14 protein-coding genes are annotated in these 18,244 nt (G+C 70.1%); 9 read left to right on the top strand and 5 right to left on the bottom strand.

All coding sequences use genetic code 11. The features are described 5' to 3' along the window. Positions 1 to 13: 13 nt before the first annotated feature. Entirely contained in the window at positions 14 to 1,726 is a 1,713-nt protein-coding gene (locus FB474_RS01310) for a hypothetical protein (protein ID WP_141787009.1), read from the bottom strand. 599 nt (positions 1,727 to 2,325) lie between these two features. Further along, positions 2,326 to 3,270: an alpha/beta hydrolase gene (locus FB474_RS01315; RefSeq protein ID WP_141787010.1), complete on the bottom strand. Its 945-nt coding sequence runs from the start codon at positions 3,268 to 3,270 to the stop codon at positions 2,326 to 2,328. Positions 3,271 to 3,541: 271 nt separating this feature from the next. Between FB474_RS01315 and FB474_RS01320 the strand changes: the two genes are divergently transcribed. The 3 genes from FB474_RS01320 (at position 3,542) to FB474_RS01335 (ending at position 7,941) form a co-directional block, all read left to right on the top strand. Further along, on the top strand, positions 3,542 to 3,820 hold the full coding sequence (locus FB474_RS01320) for an ATP-binding protein (protein WP_141787011.1): 279 nt from the start codon (positions 3,542 to 3,544) through the stop codon (positions 3,818 to 3,820). A 378-nt stretch (positions 3,821 to 4,198) separates the two neighbouring features. Then, positions 4,199 to 6,904, top strand: coding sequence for a PKD domain-containing protein (locus tag FB474_RS21305; protein ID WP_281286285.1), 2,706 nt, complete (start codon positions 4,199 to 4,201; stop codon positions 6,902 to 6,904). Positions 6,905 to 7,326: 422 nt separating this feature from the next. Next, positions 7,327 to 7,941, top strand: a complete 615-nt coding sequence (locus FB474_RS01335) for a hypothetical protein (RefSeq protein WP_221632397.1) — start codon at positions 7,327 to 7,329, stop codon at positions 7,939 to 7,941. 67 nt (positions 7,942 to 8,008) lie between these two features. Here the strand turns inward: FB474_RS01335 and FB474_RS01340 are convergent, their stop codons facing one another. The 3 genes from FB474_RS01340 to FB474_RS01350 are packed head-to-tail and all read right to left on the bottom strand — an operon-like array spanning position 8,009 to position 9,917. Continuing rightward, a complete protein-coding gene (locus FB474_RS01340) occupies positions 8,009 to 8,629 on the bottom strand; it encodes a DedA family protein (RefSeq protein WP_141787013.1) in 621 nt (206 codons plus the stop codon). Further along, positions 8,626 to 9,246 (bottom strand): phosphatase PAP2 family protein, encoded by a 621-nt coding sequence (locus FB474_RS01345; protein ID WP_221632398.1) that lies wholly within the window; start codon positions 9,244 to 9,246, stop codon positions 8,626 to 8,628. Before FB474_RS01345 ends, FB474_RS01340 begins: the two co-directional genes overlap by 4 nt. Further along, the gene (locus tag FB474_RS01350) at positions 9,243 to 9,917 is read right to left on the bottom strand and encodes a DedA family protein (RefSeq protein WP_141787014.1); all 675 of its coding nucleotides are present in this window, start codon (positions 9,915 to 9,917) and stop codon (positions 9,243 to 9,245) included. Before FB474_RS01350 ends, FB474_RS01345 begins: the two co-directional genes overlap by 4 nt. Before the next feature lie 94 nt (positions 9,918 to 10,011). Between FB474_RS01350 and FB474_RS01355 the strand changes: the two genes are divergently transcribed. The 6 genes from FB474_RS01355 (at position 10,012) to FB474_RS01380 (ending at position 17,648) form a co-directional block, all read left to right on the top strand. Further along, a complete protein-coding gene (locus tag FB474_RS01355) occupies positions 10,012 to 10,401 on the top strand; it encodes a BlaI/MecI/CopY family transcriptional regulator (RefSeq protein ID WP_246091997.1) in 390 nt (129 codons plus the stop codon). Between the two features lie 2 nt (positions 10,402 to 10,403). Further along, positions 10,404 to 11,336, top strand: a complete 933-nt coding sequence (locus FB474_RS01360) for a M48 family metalloprotease (RefSeq protein ID WP_141787016.1) — start codon at positions 10,404 to 10,406, stop codon at positions 11,334 to 11,336. Positions 11,337 to 11,404: 68 nt separating this feature from the next. Further along, positions 11,405 to 11,800 (top strand): low affinity iron permease family protein, encoded by a 396-nt coding sequence (locus tag FB474_RS01365; RefSeq protein WP_141787017.1) that lies wholly within the window; start codon positions 11,405 to 11,407, stop codon positions 11,798 to 11,800. A 711-nt stretch (positions 11,801 to 12,511) separates the two neighbouring features. Further along, positions 12,512 to 13,474: an ABC transporter ATP-binding protein gene (locus FB474_RS01370; protein ID WP_141787018.1), complete on the top strand. Its 963-nt coding sequence runs from the start codon at positions 12,512 to 12,514 to the stop codon at positions 13,472 to 13,474. Next, on the top strand, positions 13,471 to 14,853 hold the full coding sequence (locus FB474_RS01375) for an ABC transporter permease (RefSeq protein WP_141787019.1): 1,383 nt from the start codon (positions 13,471 to 13,473) through the stop codon (positions 14,851 to 14,853). The genes FB474_RS01370 and FB474_RS01375 overlap by 4 nt, the downstream gene beginning before the upstream one ends. A 2-nt stretch (positions 14,854 to 14,855) precedes the next feature. Beyond that, positions 14,856 to 17,648 carry a bifunctional YncE family protein/alkaline phosphatase family protein gene (locus FB474_RS01380; RefSeq protein WP_141787020.1) on the top strand — a complete coding sequence of 931 codons (2,793 nt, stop codon included), beginning with the start codon at positions 14,856 to 14,858 and terminating at the stop codon, positions 17,646 to 17,648. Positions 17,649 to 18,244: the final 596 nt, after the last annotated feature.

An 18,244-nucleotide genomic window follows, 5' to 3' on the forward strand; every position in this document is an offset into this window, starting at 1 on the left:
CGCACAGGCCGGCTCAGGCGGGCGCGGGAGCGTGCCGGTAGGCGTAGTGGGCCCAGGCCTCGGCGTTGTGGAGCAGGGCGGCCATGAACAGGTCGCACTGCTGGGCCTGCCGCCCCCAGGACGCGGCACGGTCCTTGTGGAAGTAGCACTTCTCCAGCCAGGAGAAGAACGACTCGGACTGGTTCCGGGCGCCGAAGACCTCGCGGAACCGGTCGGTCCAGGCCTCGGGGATCACCCGGTGGGCCGACAGGGCCGAGCCCCAGGCGACCCGCCCGCGGCTGTCCGGCTTGGTTTCGGTCAGGGCCGCCGAGTAGGTCAGGTCACCGTGCTGGCAGGGGATCGAGTAGTCCAGTGCCACCTCGAATCCCTGCCGGGGGCGGCGGTGTCGGCGCAGGGCGGCGGGAACGATGACCCTTCCGCTCTTGAGTGGGGTGCCGGCCCCTGCCGGGCGGTCGGAGGGGTACACCGCGCCGTCGTCGCTGACCAGGTGGTGGGTGCAGACGGTGCCGTCGGCCCGCTGGTGGTGCTGGGAGGGCAGGGCGGCGAAGTGGGTGCGCACCGCCCGGTCCTTGTACTGGCCGTGCTGGCGGACGGTGAGCCCGGCCTGCCCGTCGACTCCGTGGGGATGGGTCTTGGCCTTCACGCCGTTGTGGTTGACCACGTAGGTGCCGTGCCGGCGCAGTAGCTCAAGGGCGTGCCGGGGGTAGATCTGGCCGTCGTAGGCGACCGCCTGGAAGTAGCCGGGTGCCGCGGCGAGGGCGGCGTCCAGCATCGGCAGGGCGGCGTCGGACTCGGACTGGCCGGCTTCGGCGACGTCCACGTCGACCACGACGCGGGTGTAGCTGTCGTAGCCCTTGGTGGAGATGGCCAGGTGGTAGAAGCCCTCCTTGGGGCCGTGCTTCTTGACGTCGCCGTACCGGCCGCCGGGATCGTGAACGCGGGCACCCTTGGGGTTCTTGGCCCGGCTGCCCTGGAAGATTGTGTACTGCTCCTGGGTGTCCTCGTTGCTGAACGTGAGGGCCTGGACGTCAGAGGGCGGCTGGAACACCGACGCGTCCCCGGACAGGACCTCGCCCAGGGACGGGCTCAACGGGTCCCCGGTGGCGCGGGCCTCGGCGTCGCGGATCGCGGCGGCCAGCGTCAGCGTCGCGTCGCGGTGCACGCCGCGGAGGTCACCAAACCGGTCGTAGAACTTGTCCTGACGCCACCGGTTGAACGCGTGGTAGCCCGGGACCGGGTTGGTGGTGCCCGGCTTGGCCGCCGGCAGCTTGACCCCTTGGGCGGCGAACTCCTCACGGATCAACTCGTAGTGGGCCAAGACCTCCTGGTCGGCGGCCTCGAAGGACCCCAGCTCCCGGGCCAGGGCGCCGTAGAAGAACCAGTACCGCGCCGGCGGTGTGGGACGCCCGGTGGTCTGCACCGGGAACAGCGAGGCGCACATCTGCAGCAGCGGGCAGCGGATAAGGAACCGGATGGTCACCGCCAGGGCGGTCGCACCGCCGCGCCCCTGCTGCTCGCGCCGTGGCCCCGGCAGCGGCAGCCGACGCAGAGGAACCAGACCGGCCGGGTCGGCCGGTAGCCACATGCGCCGGTAGATCTGCGGTGCCAGGGCCAGCCGGGTGGCGCACCCGAACATCGACCGTCGCGAGGTTGCACGGCTGGCCGCAATCGGGGTGCGGGGCGAGTTCTGCGATCGGGCGGTCGCGGTGGCTGAGGGGCGGAACACGGGCACTCCTTGGTCGGCGTCTGGTTGACGCCGACCACTGGTGTGGAGCCCCAGCGGGGAGCGCAATCGCCGCACAGGACCAACCGACTCGGCCGGTCCTGAGCGGGTGTGCGCCGTGTCGGAGCCCGCAGAGATTGGGAAAGGGTGCGGCCAGGGCTTCCACATCGAGACGGCAGAGCCGCGTGACACGGAGACCTCCGGGGCAGGTGATACCGAGGACGGCGACCAACCGGACGCGACCGAGCGGCAGACCCAGGATCAGGAGCATCACTCGGCTGACGCCTGGCACTGCTGAGACGGCGAAGGTGGAGACGGCGCGGCCGGCCCAAGCCAAAGGGGTGCTCCCTTCGTCCGGTCTCGAACTAGTCCCCACCGCTCGGCGGGTCTCCACCCTTGTGATCAGCAGGGCCGGGAACGCCCAGCAGGGCTTCCTCTTCACAGCGATGCCGCTGCAAGGGCGGTCAGGGCCAAGGAGGCGCAATGGCAGATGTCGTCATCGCTTCGTCACTCAGGCGCCACTGCAGGCAGAGGTGTCAGGGGTCGGGTAGCGGCTGTTGCAGGAGCAGCGTCGTGGTCGGGCCGCCGACAACCGTGAAGCGTCAGGCCTTTGACATGGCCAGGGCGCGCTTCAGTGCGTCACTGACGTGCCCGATTCCCGCCGAACCAAGGGCAATGGAGCAGTGCGTGGTCCCTGGAACGCGGGTGACGCGCATCGTCGGCGGCAGCGCCTGGCTGGCCAGCCGCCCCCGGTCGTACAGGTCGTGCACTCCGGGGAGGTCCAGCGAGTCGGCCCAGAGAAGCTCCACCGCGACCCCGGCTCGCGCCGCGTCCGCGGCAGCATCACGGAAGTCCGACTCCGCCAGGGTGGCGGTGTCCCGCCCGTCGGACATCACGGCCTCTGAGATGCAGGAGCTGACCCACGCCTGGCCGTCGCGCATCAGGTCATGACGGAGGTGCTCCTCGAGGACCGTGCGGCCAACCGGGTCGGCCGCCAGCGGTCGCACGTCGGGCTGATCCAGCCAGTACGTCAGATAGGAGGAGAAGTCCGCGAAGCGCGTGTTGATCCGCTGCAAGGCCGGCCCCACGAACATCTGCAGGATCAGTTCGGGACTGACGCCGTGGGGCAGGACTCCGCCGTCCACCAGGACCGCCGAGCGCACACGGTCGGGACGGCGGGAGGCGGCGAGGGCGGCGACGACGGCACCCATCGACCAGCCGAGCAGCGTGAATGTCTTGGCGCCCACGTGGTCCGCGACCGCGAGCACGTCCTGCACGTGATGGTCCAGGCCCCATCCGCCGGTCAACCCCGCGCTTCCGGCTCGGCCGCGAAGGTCTGGCGCCAGGACACGCGGGGTCGCGGTCCCCAGGCGCGCGGAGAGCTCTTGGGCCACGCCCGCCCAGCACAACCCGTTGCCGGTGAGGCCATGGAGGGCAAGGACCAGCGGACGGTCCGCGTCGCCATCCGAAGCCTGGCGTGAGAGGTCGTGGACCTCCATGGCGCCGCCCGGCCGCTCGACCTGAAACACGCGCTCGAACCTGCCCATGGCCCCCACTCCGTTCCGCTCGCCCGGCGGCGAATCCTCCTGGCGTTTCTACCGCAGCCTGCCAGTGCGCGGGTCACATCCGGCGAGTTGGACCGGCCCCGCACGCCTTCCGAGCGGCCCTGCCCGGAGCAGCAGGCCGGCCGAGATGATGGGCACGCCGCCGTCGACGCGCTGCGCAATGGCGCGGGGATGCGCAGGCTCTGTCTCGGCGATTCCTTCGTGGAGGCGTCTCCGAGGGTGCCTCCCCGGAGTCGCCCGCTGGGCGAAGGGGGTGCTCAGCGAGCTGGCTACGAACGCAGTGATCCACGCCGGCACCGACTTCACCGTCCGAATCTCGACCTCAGGCAAGCAGAGGCTGCACCTGAGCGTGACCGACGGTTCTTCGGTCATGCCACGGTGGGCCAAGGACCCCCACGCCACCGATGGCCGAGGCCTACGAATGATCGACGCCCTGAGGACCGAATGGGGCGTCATGCTCTGCGGCGGGAAGGGCAAGACCGTCTGGGCCCTGCTCACCGCTGACCACATGATCGACAAGGACGTCCCGTAAGTTCCAGGCCGCCCTGAACTCCCCGGACGGCACCTGTGCTGTCCTGACCGACGCCCGATGCCTCTGAGGAGATCGGACCCAGATCAACGACGACGTGGCCCTGCTCCCCGTCGAGCGCCAAGCATCGGCCAGGTTGGCACACCCGCGATGTCGACGCCCAACGTGCGGGCATCTCTGTGTCGGGCGGTTGGTGAAGGCGGGCCCGTCAGTGGGCGGCATGTGGTCGGCCTCGTGGCGGTCTGGCCAGGTGAACGACAGACCACCAACTCGTCAGGATTTGGCAGGCGGTCTTGTGGCGCGCCGGCGCGTCCGCCGACGATGCGTCCGCGGTGGTCGACCCGCACCACCTCGTGGCTCGGCTCTTCAGGGGGAGTCCGCATGATCGGGTTCAGGGCACGTGCAGTCGGGTTCGTCGCGGCCGTTCTGACGGCCACCACCTTTGCCGGCGGGGGCCCCGCCGCGGCCGGGATCCATCCGGGTTCGGGGCCCGGCTCGTGCACGCTGAAGAACTGGAACCCCTCGGCTGACCCGGATGACGCCAAGGACCTGCCCCAGGGGCAGCGGCCGCAGTCATACAAGCCGGACGACTACAACTGCACGGGGGCCACGTTCGCCCGGCCGGGTGTGGAGTTCGCGAAGTTCCGCCAGCCGCACAGCTTTGCCAGCCACGCTGGGACGTCTACCCCTGACACGGGGATCGCCGCCCCAGCGGCGGCGACCAACCCGCTGGCGCCGTACTTCCCGCCGTTCACCCACTTCGTCATCCTCTACCGCGAGAACCACACCTTCGATGACTACCTCGGCGACTGCGCGACCACCGTGCAGGCCGGGTGCAACGGCGCGGTGCAGAGCACCAACCACATCAGCTCGGTGCCCAACCTGCACACGCTCGCCAAGACCTACGCCCTGTCCGACACCTACAGCACCGGCACGCAGCCGCCCAGCGGGCCGAACCACTGGTGGCTCTTCTCCGCGCAGTCCTCCTCCAGCTCCCAGCAGCAGTCCTACCCCAGCACCGGGACGCAGTTCGACCGCCTGCTGAGCGGCACCACGGGGCCTGCCGGCGAGGGCACCGACCCATGCGTGTCCCAGACCGGCTCCGGCACCGGCAGCAGCCCGTTCACCTTCGTGATGAACGGGGACTTCTACTGGATGCTCACCACGGGCAGCGGCTACTGGCGCAACCCCGGCACCGGCAAGCTCGAGGTCCTGCCGGTCAACCGGCCGGGCACGACCATCCCCGAAGAGCTGAACTACAACAACTACGCCTGCCGCTCGCAGAACGATGACGACCAGGTCATCGGCAACGACTTCCTGAGCCACGTGAGCACCTACGGCCTGCCGGCCTACTCCTACGTCGAGCTGTTCAACGACCACCCGGGCACCTACCAGGACATCCCCAAGAACGACGCGGTGACCAAGCAGATCGTCGACTCGCTCATGGGGAACGCGGCCTACAAGGACAACACCCTGATCATCGTCACCGAGGACGACACCCAGAACGGCAGCAACGGCCCGGACCACGTCAGCAACACCTACCGGGTCCCGCTGGTGGTCATCGGCTCGCCGACCTACGTCAAGCAGCACTACCTCTCCCACGTCGCCTACACCACCAGCAACGTCATCGCCGCCATGGAGCGGGTGATGCAGAACGTGCACGCCGGCGTGATCGACCCGAACGACAACCTCGGGGCATCCACGTTCCCGATGACGACCTCGGACCAGGCCGCCCTCGGCGACCCGCTGGAGGACTTCTGGGTGCAGGGCCACTCGCCCCTGACGGCCACCGCGACCGGGTCGCCCACCACCGGCAACGCCCCCCTGGCGGTGTCGTTCACCGGGGCGGCCACCGGCGGCACCGCCCCCTACTCGTACAGCTGGAACTTCGGCGACGGCTCGGCGACCAGCACCGCGCAGAACCCGACCCACACCTATTCTGCGGCCGGCACCTACACGGCGACGCTCACGGTGACCGACAGTGCCTCGCCCGCGGCCACGTCGACCTCCAACGTCACCATCAACGTGAGCGCGGTCGGCAACCCGCTGACCGCCAGCGCGTCCGCGACGCCGACCTCCGGACAGGTGCCGCTGACCGTCGCCTTCACGGGTACGGGCACTGGTGGCACCCCGCCCTACTCCTACAGCTGGAACTTCGGCGACGGCTCGGCGACCAGCAGCGCGCAGAACCCCAGCCACACCTACAACAACGCCGGCACCTACACGGCCACCCTTACGGTCACCGACAGCGCCTCACCGGCCAAGACCGCCACCTCGAGCGTCTCGGTCACGGCCTCACCCATCGCCGGCGCCCCGCCCGGGGCGCCCACCGGCCTGGCCGGGACCGCCAGCAGCGGACAGGTCTCCCTGAGCTGGACGCCACCCTCGAGCAACGGCGGCGTGAACATCACCTCCTACCGCGTCTACCGCGGCACGAGCAGCGGCGGGGAGACGCTGCTCACCAGTGGCGGCTGCAGCGGCCTGGGAGCAGTGACCTCGTGCACCGACACCGGGCTGACCAACGGCCAAGTCTACTACTACAAGGTCAGCGCCGTGAACTCGATCGGCGAGGGCCCGCAGAGCACCGAGGCCAGCGCCACCCCCTCCAGCTGCACGTCCGGGCAGCTGCTGGGCAACCCCGGCTTCGAGACCGGCACGGCCGCCCCGTGGGCCGCGACCTCCGGCGTGGTCAGCAACAGCAGCACCGAGCCTGCGCGCACCGGCAGCTGGAAGGCCTGGCTCGACGGCTACGGCGCCACGCACACCGACACGCTGTCCCAGTCGGTGGCCCTGCCCACCGGGTGCACGAGCTACAAGTTCAACTTCTACATGCACATCGACACCGCGGAGACGACGACCACCACGAAGTACGACACCCTGAAGCTGCAGCTGCTCGACAGCTCCGGGGCCGTGCTGGCGAACCTGTACACCTACTCCAACCTCAACGCGAACACCGGCTACAGCCTCCACTCGTTCAACCTTGCGAGCTACGCCGGTCAGAACGTCACGCTCAAGTTCACCGGGGCCGAGGACTCCACCCAGCAGACGTCCTTTGTCCTCGATGACGCCTCGGTCAACGTCAGCTGAAGACTGCCCACGCAGGGAACCTCGCGTGAGCAACCGTTGACGCCTTACCTTGCCGACCCGAAGCGCTGGTGCGCCGTCCTGGCCCTGGGAGCAATCGTCGGCGCAGCCCAGCGGGGCGTTGCCGAGACCCCCACGACCGCCGGCGGCGCCCCCCGAAGGTGACGGTGAGGAAGATCGGCAGGACCGGGTAGAGGAGCTCGCTCGCGGCGTCCTGCAGCAGGGACACCCCGGAGAGCACCTTGAGGTTGTGCGTCAACCAGCCGCGGGACGCAGTTCGCGGAGCCTGCCGATCGGAGTTCACCGGTCCAACCTGTCAGATCGAGCTGCCCATGGCGGCAGCACTGTTCGGCAGAGGCGGACCTTTGCCGCGCCGCGGGCACCCTCGGGCCGGGCAGACTGGACCACAAGGGTTGGGAGGGATCGTGGACCGGGTCGATGCCTACCTGTTGGTGGCGTTCTCAGTTTTCGCGGTCAACCTGTTGCCGGCGTTCGGGCCCCCCACGTGGGCGGTGCTGGTGCTTTGGTATCTGCACGGGGGACTGACGGTCGCCGTGCTGGTGGCCGTGGGTGCCGTCGCCGCAGCTTGCGGCCGGCTGGTGCTGGCGTGGGGGACCCGGCGCCTGGGTGGGCATCTACCGCAGCGGCAACAGGCGAACCTCAAGGCTGCCGGAGAGCTGGTACTGGCGCGCCGCAAACGCTCGTTGGCGGGGTTGGCTGTCTTTGCCATCTCGCCGCTGCCGTCGGCGCAGCTGTTCGAGGCCGCCGGTTTGCTCAACGTCGCGCTCATCCCGCTGACCGTCGCCTTCTTCGCCGGTCGGGTCGTCAGCTACTCGCTCTACCTCGGCGGGGCCAAGGCGTTCAACCACACCAACGCGGGGCAGCTCCTGCTGTCCTCACTGACCTCCCCGTGGGGCACGCTGTTCGAGGTCGCCATGCTCGCAGGTCTGGTTGCCTTGGCTCGGGTGGACTGGGCCTCACGCCTCCGCCACGGCGAGACCAATGGTGGCCGCGGTGGGGGTCGAGCCGCCGCTCCGTGAATGTCATCGGTGCAGCGCGTGGCGCACTTCCCTGGCAACCCGCCTGTCCTCGCCCGAGGGTGGCCCGTCAGTCGTGTCGCGTCGTCCTCTCGGCCCGGTGCCGCCTGACCCGCCAGACGACCAGCACGATCAGGGCCACGCCGAGGGCAACGAAGGCGGCGTCACGTCCGACGACCTTCTCGATGAGCGAGTAGGAGGATCCGGCCAGGTAGCCGGCGGTGACCACGGCGGTGCCCCAGAGGAGGCCGCCGGCGGCGTTGAAGCTGAGGAACTTCAGGTACGGCATGCGAGAGGTGCCGGCCAGGGCGGGCATGACGGCGCGGAAGAAGGCGATCCACCGGCCGAGGAACACGGCCCAGCCACCGCGTTCGGCCAGGAACGTCTGCGCGGCGTCGATGCGGTCCCGTCGCTTGTCCAGGAACGACGCACCGATGACCCGGCCGCCGAAGTGGCGGCCGACCTCGTAGCCGACCGTGTCGCCGAGGATGGCCGCTGCGACGACCACGTCGATGACGGCGATGAGGGGGACGTGGCCGCGGTTGGCTGCGACGCCGCCGAGGATGGCGGCGGTCTCGCCCGGGAGGACGAAGCCGATGAAGAGGGCGTCCTCGGCGAAGACGAGCAGGCCGACTACGGTCAGCACGACCGCTGTGGGGGCGCTGAGGATCTGGTCGAGCAGCCGACTCACGCCGCGGCAGCCTCGCCCGGTTCCGCCGTCGGCGCGAACACCGCGTTGACGCCGGGCTTGGACCGCAGCCAGGCGCTGAGGGCGGTCAGCGGTGCGTGCAGCAGGAGCCAGCCACCGAACGCGACCACGGCTCCGAGGACGAGGCCGGCCAGGACGTCCCACGGGTAGTGGGCGGCGATGTAGACCCGGGCGAACGCCATGAGCGCGGCTGCGACGACCGCTGTCCAGCCCAGGCGCCGGGAGATGAGCAGGAGTCCCATGGCGGTGGCCCCGGCCATGGTGGCGTGGTCGGAGGGGAAGGAGAAGTCGCTCGTGCGTTGGGCCAGCACCAGGATCCCGTGGTGGGTGGCGTAAGGCCGCTGCTCGGCGAACAGGTGGCCCAAGGGCTGATTGATGGCCAGGGCCAGCAGCACGGCCGCCGGGGCCCAGCCCGCCGCGGCGAGCAGCCGGGTCGGGCCGCGGCGGACCTTGAGCAGGGCGATGATCAGGAGCAGCCCGAACAGGGCAACGCCGTACTTGGCATAGGCCTGAAGCGGCGCGTGGAGCCAGGGGGTGTGCCGGGCGAAGCCGTTGATGGCCAGGAAGATCTGGTCGTTCAGCTGGGACAAAGCGTTCACGTCAGGTCCTTCACGTCGGCGGGCACGTCGGCGTCGGTGCGGCGCGAACGGAGCACCTCGACGCCGACGGGGATCAGGGAGAGGAGCACGACCAGGGCGATGATCGGCAGCAGGTAGTGGTCGATGCTCGGGATCTGGGACCCCAGGGCGTACCCGGCCAGGGTCACCCCGGCGGCCCAGACGATGCCCCCGCCGGCCTGCCACAGGGTGAACGACCGGGCCGGTACGCCGACGGTCCCGGCCAGGGGGTTCAGGACCGTGCGCACGAGGGGGATGAAGCGTGCCAGCACGATCGCCTTGCCGGTGCCGTACCGGTCCAGGGCGTGCCGGGCCCGCTGCACCGCCGCCTGCATGCGCGGCCGGTCCGGCCGGTCGAGCAGGGCCGGGCCGGCCTTGACCCCGATCAGGTAGCCGGTCTGGGCCCCCAGCAGGGCGCCGGCGATCGCGGCCAGGACCACCGAACCCAGGGACAGGTGAACCGCGGACCCGGCCCCGGTGGTGCACAGCAGCCCGGCCGTGAACAGCAGGGAGTCGCCGGGCAGGAAGAAGCCGATGAGCAGCCCCGTCTCAGCGAAGAGGACGAGGAAGACCCCGAGGGCGCCCAGCCCGGCCAGCAGGCTGTGCGGGTCGAGTGGGTTGAGCGTCGCCGCGGCGGCGTGCAGGTGGCCCATCTGGTCAGCCTTTCGTCGGCGGGCGGTCGTACGGCACCATGGTGCAACGACGAAGACCGTCGTACTACCACCAATGTAGTAGATGGGATCTGCTGTGGCGACTCTGCCGGGACGACCCCGGGGCGGGCTGGAGCGTGAGGTGCTCGCGGCGTTGGCGGCCGCCGGGCGCCCGATGACCGCCGGGGAGGTCCACGCCGACCTGGGCTCCGAGCTGGCCTACACCACCGTCATGACCACGCTGACCCGCCTGCACGGCAAGGGGGTGCTGGCCCGCGAGCAGGTGGGCCGGGCCTACGCGTACCGGTTCGTGGGTGACCCGGAGCAGGTCGAGGCCAGCCTGGCGGCCCACCGGATGCGCCGCGTGCTCGACGCCGGCACCGACCGGGCCGGGGTCTTGGCCCACTTCGTGGCCGACCTGAACCCCGAGGACGAACAGCTGCTCACCGAGCTGCTGCGCGCCACCGACGCCGAGGTGGACGGCTAGCCGTGCGCGCCGCCCTCCTGGTGCCGCTGCTCGCCAGCCTCGCGCTGCGGGTGGCTGCCCCGTGGGTCAGTCGCCGGCTGCCACCACCGACGGCGGCCACGCTCCTGGCCGTCACCGCGCTGCTGACCGCCCTCAGCCTGGGCTTCACCCTCTCGGTCGCGGGCCTACTGACCGTCGCGCGCATCCCGATCGTGGCCGCAGCCGCGCAGTGGTCGATCGGCGTGGTTGCCTCAGGCGACCCCGTCCCCGTCGGGGTCGGTCTGCTCTCCGGTGCCGTCGTGATCGTGCTGGTCTACGCAGCGGCCCGCAGCGCGCTGCACCACTGCCGCGACCTGGTGGCCGCGGCAACGACCTGCCGGCGCCTCCACGGGTCGGCCTCCGGTCTGGTCGTGCGCGAGGACGACGTCGCCGACGCCTACGCCCTGCCGGGCTTCACCGGCCGGATCGTGGTCTCCACGGGCATGCTGCGCGCACTGCCCGCGCCAGAACGGAAGGTGCTGCTCGCGCACGAGGAGGCGCACCTTCGCCACCATCACCACCTGTATGTCGCGGCCGCGAACCTGGCCGCGGCCGCCAACCCGCTGCTCCGGCCGGTCTCTGGCGCCGTCGCCTTCAGCGTCGAACGCTGGGCCGACGAGGCCGCCGCATCGGAGGTCGACGACCGCAGGCTGGCGGCTCGCGCCCTGGCCCGGGCGGGGCTCGCGCGTCTGAACAGCCTGACCCGCGCTCGAGAGACCGGGTCTGCCCTCGCCGCTGTGGACAGCTCCATCGGTGAACGCACCCGGGCACTCCTCGCCCCGCCGCGACCGGCGAGCCGCCGGGTCGTCGCCGTGATCCTCCTCCTTGCTATGGCTTCGGTAGGTGCCAGCGCACTCGTCGCGCACGACACCGAACACCGCTTCGAGCTTGCGCACATTCGAACCTCGACCGAGTAATCGGCGCTGGCTGGCCGGGTGCTGGCGGCCCTCAGGCTGCTCTCAAATACGGCAGCGAGCATCTCGGCATGCGCTCACTCAGGCTGCGCCCTTCCTGGTCCCGTCACCCGGCCTCAAGAGTTCTGCACGCCCTGGCTTGGCTGGCGTCTCGACCATCGCTGGCCGCCATGGTCATCGGCCTCGACGTGTTGTGGGTGGCTTTCTCCGCCCGCTTTGAGTTCCCGACGAGGCTCGAGGCGGTGTTTCAGACGATGGTGGCCGCATTCACCTTGGCCATGGTTTTCGTCATCCAGCACACCCAGGCCCGGGAACAGGCGGCGACCCAACGGAAGTTGGACGAGATCCTCCGAGCCCTGCCCCTGGCCGACAAGTCGATGATCACGCTCGAGTCGGCCTCGGACGGCGAGCTGGCCGCAGCCGCCCGCGCCCACCGGGATGCCCGTCAGGAAGCAGCTCAGGACTGACCGCCGCCCGTCCGGCCCGCGCTCGGATTCTCCAAGTGCCGAGGTCCACGCACCGGGGGCGAGTTACGGAACCCGAGAATGACCGGCCTAGCGCAAGGCGGCTTCTTTGATTCGCCTCTGGGCCGCCCCGACCTTGCCGTCGACTGCGTGGGCATACACCCGAAGCAGCACGGCAACGCTGTTCGAATCCTTCACCTGCCACCCAGTGCAGATCGACCTTCGGATGAGCACGAGCTCAGCGCGGGGGCTGATCTCTCTTCCGTCCGGGAGTGCCCGGGTGGATCCGGCTGGCGATGGCTGTCGGCGGCCCAGACGCGGCCACGAGGGGTCGCCATCGTGCACCTCCACTCGCGCCCCGGCCCGGCGTTATGAACAGGTAGACCGCGATAGCCGGCTCAACCTGTTGCGCGGACCGCTGTGCAGCGGATCGTCGATGGGTCAGATCACAGATCCCCCAGGGATCATCCCCTGCCTGGACGGGATGAACCACAAAAGTCCGGCCGCTCCGACGCAGGCGCTCCGACGGCCCTACGGCACCCCGGCGAGGGCTATACGGCGTCGTAGCCAGCGATCCATTCGCGGTCGTCCACAAGGGCGTGGCGTCCACCGACGGCAGGCTGGTCCGTGACGTTCGCTCCGGGTTCAGATTCCAGCCGCCGATGGACCACCTTGCCTTCCTAGCCTCTCCAGCGGTCGCGAGGAAGGGCCCTCATGGAGAGAGCACCAGCTGTTCGGTGTCGAGGCATCACCAAGTACTTCGGCGACGTGGTCGCCCTCGACGGCGTGGATCTCGACATGCCCCGTGGTCAGGTCCACGGGCTCGTGGGGCCGAACGGCGCAGGGAAGACCACCCTGCTCGGAGTCCTTCTCGGGCTCACGGTCCCCAACCGGGGCAGCCTGGAGATCCTCGGTGCTCCGGTCGACCGGGTGCTCGCGGTGCCGGACGGTGTCGGCGGCTTTGTCGACGGGCCCGGGCTCTACCCGTCGCTGACGGCCCGGCAGAACCTCGCAGCGGTCGCCAGGCTGCGCGGCCGCGGAATCGATCAGGGCAGCGAGGTCGACGAGGCTCTGGAGCAGGTCGGTCTCGTCGACGTCGCCGGCGATCGCGTCCGCGGCTTCTCGCTCGGCATGCGCCAGCGACTGGGCCTGGCAGCCGCCCTGCTGACCAAGCCCCGGCTGCTGGTGCTCGACGAACCGTCGAACGGCCTCGACCCGGTGGCCAGGCGTCACGTCCACCGGGTTCTGGAGGGCCTCGCCGCACAGGGCGCAGCCGTGGTGATCTCGAGCCATCAGATGGACGACCTCGCCGCGCTCTGCTCCGAGGTCACGCTCCTGGCCCGCGGCAGGGTGGTCTTCTCCGGGTCGGTGGGCAAGCTCGCCGCCGAGAGCGGCCGGCTCGCCTACCGGGTGCTGACGTCTGACGCAGCCACCGCCCGCCGGGTCGTGGCCGAGACCCCGGGGCTGGACCTGGTGCCGGATCGCCACCCGTCCAGACCTGACGAGGGGGCCGTGGTCGCGCGCGGTCAGGTCAGCGCGGTTGACGACCTCGTCGTACGCCTCGTGGGCGCCGGCGTGGCGGTCCGCGAGCTCGGCCCGTTGGTGCCTCCGCTGGAGGCCGCCTTTCTCACGCTCACTGGCGCCGAGGGCGCCCTCGCCGAGGTAGGAGCGCCGTGAGCACGACAACCGTGGAACGACCCGCCCCCGCCCTTCCGGCCGCCCCACTGGAGGCCCGACCGGCCGGCCTCGTCCCCAGCGTTCTCTTCGAGCTGTCCAAGCTGTTCGCCCAGTGGCGCATCCGCATCGTCCTGGGGGCCTGCTGGGTCGCGCCCGCTGCGTTCATCGTGGCCGCCAGCGGACAGAGCTCGCTGCCGAGCGACACGGTCTTCGGTCGCTGGATGTTCGCGACCGGCTGGGCGGGATCCCTGGTGCTGCTGTCCTTCGCCTGCAGCTGGGTGCTGCCGCTGCTCACCTCCCTCGTGGCGGGCGACGTGTTCGCGGCGGAGGACCGGCTGGGGACCTGGCGGCACCTCGTCATGGCGGTCCGCTCACCGCGACGCATCTTCGTCGCGAAGGCGCTGGCGAGCAGCGTCGTGATCCTCCTGATGCAGCTGGGACTGGCCGCCTCGAGCATCGGCGGGGGCATCGCCGTCGTCGGCGACCGCGAGCTCGTCGGGCTCGACGGCCGCCTTATCGGCACGGGCCAGAGCGCGCGGCTGGTGCTGCTCAGCTGGGCCTGCGTCGCGCTCACCTCGCTCGCGTTCGCGGCGGTCGGTCTCCTCGGCTCGGTCGTCCTGGGCCGCTCGCCGATGGGCCTGCTGATGCCGGCGCTCCTGGCCTTCCTGCTCCAGGCGGCCCAGCTGCTGCCGATGCCGGCTGCCGTGCGTCTCGCCCTGCCGAGCCAGGGCTTCGTGGCCTGGCGCGGACTGTTCACCGGTCCGGCGGAGAGTCAGCCCTTGTTGATCGGCCTGATGGTCAGCCTCGCCTGGACCATCGTGGCAACGACTTTGGCGTACGTGATCTTCGTCCGCCGTGACTTCACCGACCTCGCCTCCGACGGGTCCGCTCCACGGACCGTGCTGGTCGCCGCGCTCCCGGTGGTTGCCCTCGCGGCTGTGAGCATCGCCGGGGTCGCCGTGGCGATGCCCGCGATCGGCTCCGGCATCGACAAGGGCAAGGTCGAGCGGTCCCTGGCGACCTCCTTCGCGCACCTCTACCGCCTGCAGTCCCGCGAGCTCCATCGCACGGAGATCCCCGAGAAGCAGCTCGGGGCCAGTGCGTCCTGCCACCGGGCCGGATCAGCAGGCGACGACGAGGGGCCAGGCAACGACTGGCGCTGTGCCGTGTCGTGGCAAATCCCCGGAGCCGTCGCCGTGGGAACGGCGCTCTACCAGGTCGACGTCGCGGCAGACGGCCGCTACGTCGCCGACGGTGACGGGCCCAAGGAGGTGAACGGCTACTTCACGGTGCGGACCCCGAACGGGGACGCAGCAAACCCCCTGTGGCAGGTCGACGGACTTCTTGACCTGTCCTCACGCAGTTCCTCGAAAGGATGATCATGCAGGTCGCTCGTCAACGACGACACAGCTCAGGATCCGCGCCTGAGCATGGCCGCACCAACCGACGGCTCCGCATCGCCCTGGCCGGCACCGCGGTCCTCACCATCGCCTGCGGCGGCATCGCCTCTGCCGCGACCGACGTCTTCGGCAACCACACCGTCGGCACCGAGTACGCCAACGGGCTGCAGGTCTCGGACAACCAGGTCATCAAGCCCCTCGGCAGCCGAGTCATGACCGAGTACGGCAAGTTCATGGGGTCGACCGTCAGCTCCGACGGCCGCTTCCTTGCCGCGAGCAGCGCCGACAAGGGCGTGGTCCTGCAGGTCTTCGACCTGGCGACCAACAAGCTGATCTACCGCGTCGGCAAGGCGGCCGGCGTGGACCAGACCCTCTCCGACGGCAGCGTCGGACAGGAAGGCCCGACCTACTCGCCCGACGGCAAGTTCCTGTGGCTGGCCCAGCAGGACGCGCTGACGCGCTTCCCGGTCAACCCCGACGGCACGCTCGGCACCGCCACGCGCGTCCCGCTGGCCAAGGTCGGGGCGGCTTCGGCGCTGCCCGGCGCGACGGCGTTCTCGCCGGACGGCTCGACGCTCTATGTCGCGCTCAACGGGCAGAACGCCGTGGCAGCCCTGGACCCGGCGACGGGTGCGGTCAAGCGCACCTGGCCCGTCGGCATCGCGCCGCGGCACCTCACCTTCGTCGGCAGCAAGCTCTACGTGAGCAACGAGGGTGGCCGGCAGGCCAAGCCTGGCGAGCCCACCATCAACTCCTACGGCACCAACGTCCCCGCCGACCCGGTACACGCGGCCACGACGACGGGCACGCTGAGCGTCATCGACACCGCTTCCCCGTCCGCAGCCGTCGCATCGATCCCCGTCGGGCTGCACCCCACGGCGATGTATGCCGCCGGCAAGGCCCTGTTCGTGGCGAACACCAACAGCGACACCGTTTCCGTGGTCGACACGACCAAGGACGCCGTCGTGCAGACGATTGCGACGCAGCCGTGGCCCGAGTCCCGCGTGGGCTACGCGCCGACCGGGATCGCGCTGACCAAGGACGGACACCTCCTGGTCTCCCTCGGTCGCGCGAACGCGGTCGCCGTCTACAAGTACGACGGAACCCCCCAGGCGCCCGTCAGCTATGTCGGCCTGCTGCCGACCGACTACTACCCGGCCGCGATCGCGACGGTCGGCTCGCGCGTGGTCGTCACCAACACCCGCGGCATCGACGCGCGGGGGCCGGCCATCACGACCAACAAGGGGTACGGCGTCCCGGTCGTCAGCGGGCACGACACCCACAGCACGACCGCGTCACTGACCAGCTTCGCGCTCCCCAGTGACAAGGAGACCGCGCGGTACACCTCGACGGTGTTCGCGCAGAACGCCTGGGGTCACCACGATGTCAAGCAGGCCGAGGGCAACAAGGCCGCTCCGGTGGCCGTGCCGACCCGGGTCGGCGACCCGTCGACGATCAAGCACGTCTTCATGATCGTCAAGGAGAACCGCACCTACGACCAGGTCTACGGCGACGACGCACGCGGCAACGGCGACCCCTCACTCGTGCAGTTCGGCAAGCAGGTCACGCCGAATCAGCACGCGCTGGCCAAGCAGTTCGGCCTTTACGACAACACCTACGACATCGGCACGAACTCGGCCGAGGGTCACAACTGGATCATGCAGGGCGACAACCCGGAGTACACCGAGTCCTCCGCCGGTGAGTACCTCCGCAGCTACGACACCGAGGACGACGCCCTCGGGCACCAGCGCTCGGGGTTCATCTGGACCGCTGCCCAGGCGGCAGGCAAGAGCGCCCGCAACTACGGCGAGTTCACCCAGTTCCTCACCAAGCCCGCAGGTGCGACGTGGCAGAAGTACTACTGCACCGCCAAGCAGGTGGCGGCGGGTGGTGACCCGAGCGCCTTGACCGACCCGTCGGTCAAGTCCGACACCGAGTCGCCGATCCCGTCACTCAACGCGATCACGGCGCACGACTACCCGAAGTTCGACGTCAACGTCCCCGACATCTACCGCTTCCAGGTCTGGAAGCAGCACTTCGAGAAGGAGGGCCCCGCGAACTTCAACATGCTCTGGCTCTCCAGCGACCACACGGGTGGTGCGCCGGACGCACGGGCCCAGGTGGCCGACGGAGACCTCGCCGTAGGCCAGGTCGTCGACGAGATCTCGCACAGCAAGTACTGGAAGGACTCGGCAATCTTCGTGGTCGAGGACGACAGCCAGGACGGCGCCGACCACGTCGACGGCCACCGTGCCCCGATCCAGGTGATCAGCCCCTGGGCCGTCCACGGCAAGGTGGTCGACCGGTACTACTCGCAGATCAACATGGTCCGTACCATCGAGCAGATCCTCGGTGCCCAGCCGCTCAACCAGAAGGTCGCCGCGGCCACGCCCATGTACGACGCCTTCCAGTCCAAGCCCGACCTCAGGCCGTTCACCGCGGTGCCGAACCAGATCCCGCTCACCGAGCAGGTGACGCCCCCGCCGACGTGCGGCCAGGACACCCCCTCGGGTGCCGGCCCCGCCGCGGCACAGCCCAGCGCCACGGCAGTGCCGCCGTCGGAGAAGGCGGTCGCAGCGCAGTGGGAGGCGTGGCGCAAGAAGCAGGGCTTCAATGGCAGCAACCCGGCGCCGGACACCGCGAGCCCCGAGCTGATGAACCGGTTCACCTGGTACCAGGCACACAACTGGGCCACCCCGTACCCCGGCGACCCGAAGATCTACACCCCGTCGCAGGTTCCCGGCGGTTACATCCCCAGCTCAGACGGCCAGTGATCCTGACCGGGAGATAGCGACTCCACACGGGCTGGCTGACTCCCTTTGGTCAGGCCGCAGGGTCGAACGCAGGGAGGCGGGTCCGCCAGGACCCGCCTCCCTCTGCATGAGTTCCTCGAGCGCAGCTGGTGGCTGCCCGATGCCCGGTCCAGATGATCATGCGCCCACCTGCCCGTCGAGCCCGTGAATGGATTCGTCACTCCTGAGTCGGTCCGTGGACACCCGGCCTTGGGTTGATTCGGGGAACCGCCTGAGACACTCCCCATGTCGGGGAGCGTCTCAAGCGCCCGACACAAGCGCCCCGCTCGCCCTCCCGGCGGCGGGGCGTTTGCGTTGCCTGTTGTTGGACTCCTCCTTCACGCCAACGCCGCCCAGGCTCGGGTCGGTCAGGCCTCGGGGGGTCACCCGTTGTCCGGACCCCGTAGGCCTGTGTGACCGAAACCAACAGCGCCGGGCGGGATGTCGGCCCTCCTGTCACTCGGCGTTCATCGGGAGGCGCCATCCTGCGTCAGCAGAGTCCGACAAATCGGACGCGGTTCTCCGGAAGGTGCGACGATGGGGCGACGGACGTCGGGGCGCGCAGCGGTTGCGGCGAT

The organism is Oryzihumus leptocrescens, assembly GCF_006716205.1.
Lineage (GTDB): Bacteria > Actinomycetota > Actinomycetes > Actinomycetales > Dermatophilaceae > Oryzihumus > Oryzihumus leptocrescens.

What these genes read in the sequence shown, in the direction of transcription:
- FB474_RS21305 (WP_281286285.1), top strand. Translation starts at nt 4,199, where the DNA reads ATGATCGGGTTCAGGGCACGTGCAGTCGGGTTCGTCGCGGCCGTTCTG.
- FB474_RS01380 (WP_141787020.1), top strand. Translation starts at nt 14,856, where the DNA reads ATGCAGGTCGCTCGTCAACGACGACACAGCTCAGGATCCGCGCCTGAG.
- FB474_RS01370 (WP_141787018.1), top strand. Translation starts at nt 12,512, where the DNA reads ATGGAGAGAGCACCAGCTGTTCGGTGTCGAGGCATCACCAAGTACTTC.
- FB474_RS01350 (WP_141787014.1), bottom strand. Translation starts at nt 9,917, where the DNA reads ATGGGCCACCTGCACGCCGCCGCGGCGACGCTCAACCCACTCGACCCG.
- FB474_RS01365 (WP_141787017.1), top strand. Translation starts at nt 11,405, where the DNA reads ATGCGCTCACTCAGGCTGCGCCCTTCCTGGTCCCGTCACCCGGCCTCA.
- FB474_RS01315 (WP_141787010.1), bottom strand. Translation starts at nt 3,270, where the DNA reads ATGGGCAGGTTCGAGCGCGTGTTTCAGGTCGAGCGGCCGGGCGGCGCC.